The sequence below is a fragment of the Actinomyces sp. oral taxon 849 str. F0330 genome (assembly GCF_000239715.1).
GTDB lineage: Bacteria > Actinomycetota > Actinomycetes > Actinomycetales > Actinomycetaceae > Actinomyces > Actinomyces johnsonii.
In genome coordinates, this window is sequence record NZ_JH470358.1 from 19,861 (window position 1) to 21,270 (window position 1,410).

Consider the following 1,410-nt stretch of genomic DNA (forward strand, 5'->3'; position numbering starts at 1 on the left):
GATCGCGACGGGTCCCCACCCGTCATCGGGGTCCGAGGCTGCTGCAGGGACCGAGGCCGTCGGGAGCGTATGGACGGCGGGCGCCGCCGGGGGCGCTGCGGGAGAAGAGGTGGAGGAAGCCGGGGAAACGGCCTGAAACTCAGACGACCCGGGACCGTGCTGCGCCTCAGACGACTGGGACGTGGCTGCTCCGGCGCGCGCACCGGGCGCTGGAGCGGAGAGCGGTCCGGCGGGCTCGACGGGGTCGGCGTATCCGGGGTCCCCGGCGTAGGGATCGCCGACCCACTCGTCCTCGGCCGGGGGCTCGAAGATCGGCGAGCCGTCGTCCCAGGTGGTGGAGACGGGCTTGTGCGCCTCGGGACGGTCAGCTGGCTCGACGTCGGTCGGCCGTGCTGGTGCGGCAGCGGGCGACTGTGCCGCTGGGCCCTGGGCGGGCCGATCGGCGTCGGCAGCACTGCCATGAGTGGCGTCATCACCGGCTCGATCGCGGATGTCGGGCGCACCGGCATCGTTCCCCCTGCTGGGGGCAGGGCCGGGTTCCATCGAGTCGTGGGCGTGACCAGCGCTGGGGGCGCTGAGGCCGGGCGCCTCGTCACCGTGAGCGACGGGGTCGACGGCGCTCGTCTGGGGAGGGGCGCTGGACGGGCTCGCGGATGGACCGGCGCTGTAGAAGCCCTGCGGCCCTCTATCGCCACTGCGGCCGGTACCGCCCACGGCACTACCTCCAACCGGACCACCAGGACCGGCGGCACGGTGGGAGTCGCCGCCGGATCCGCCAGGTCCGCCCGATCCACCGGAGCCGCCCGATCCACCGGGGCCATTGCCGTCGTCGCCTGCGACGATGGCGTGCACTTCCAGGCGCAGGCCGAGGGCCTGGTGGAGGGCCGCGGAGAAGATGGGGCCGTGTCCGCCGTTCTCGAAGGCTCCCACGAGGCCGGGCGCGGTGAACAGCAGGGTGAAGACGCCCCCGGAGACGGTGCCCGGCCGAGAGTTGGGGCCGACCAGTGCCCAGGTCGCGCGCCGCGAGCGCTTGGCTGCTTCGAGGACCTCCTCCCAGCGGGTGCGGATCATCTCCGCATCGGCCGCCTCGGCCCCACCCTGGCCGGTCGCACCGGAAGCACTCGCGCCCCCGTAAGCCCCGGGTGCCGCAGGCGTGCTCGGAGCAGCCTGGGCGCCGGCCGGCCTGGTGTCTGAGGGCTGCTCAGTCGGGCGTTGGCGTGGCGTCGCCGCAGCCGAGGGCGCGGAAGGACCCGGTGAGGCGGAGGTCGAGGAGGTGGTGGAGACGGTCCCGCGGGGCGAGCCGTCATCGTTCGGGACGTCCCGGTCAACGCCGGGGCCGGCCTGTGCGACCGACGCCGAGCCCGCTGCCGGAGCCGATGTGGACGTCGGCGCCGGAGAATCCGCCGGAGC

Annotated in this window: 2 protein-coding genes; one reads left to right on the plus strand and one right to left on the minus strand. The window is 74.6% G+C overall.

Annotated features, from left to right (window positions below; genetic code table 11):
* Positions 1-1,071: hypothetical protein (locus tag HMPREF0975_RS16295; RefSeq protein WP_442852335.1), on the minus strand; the 1,071-nt coding region annotated here is incomplete at its 3' end.
* Between the two features lie 82 nt (positions 1,072-1,153).
* Between HMPREF0975_RS16295 and HMPREF0975_RS16855 the strand changes: the two genes are divergently transcribed.
* A partial coding sequence (locus HMPREF0975_RS16855; RefSeq protein WP_232212533.1) for a hypothetical protein occupies positions 1,154-1,410 on the plus strand: 257 nt, incomplete at its 3' end.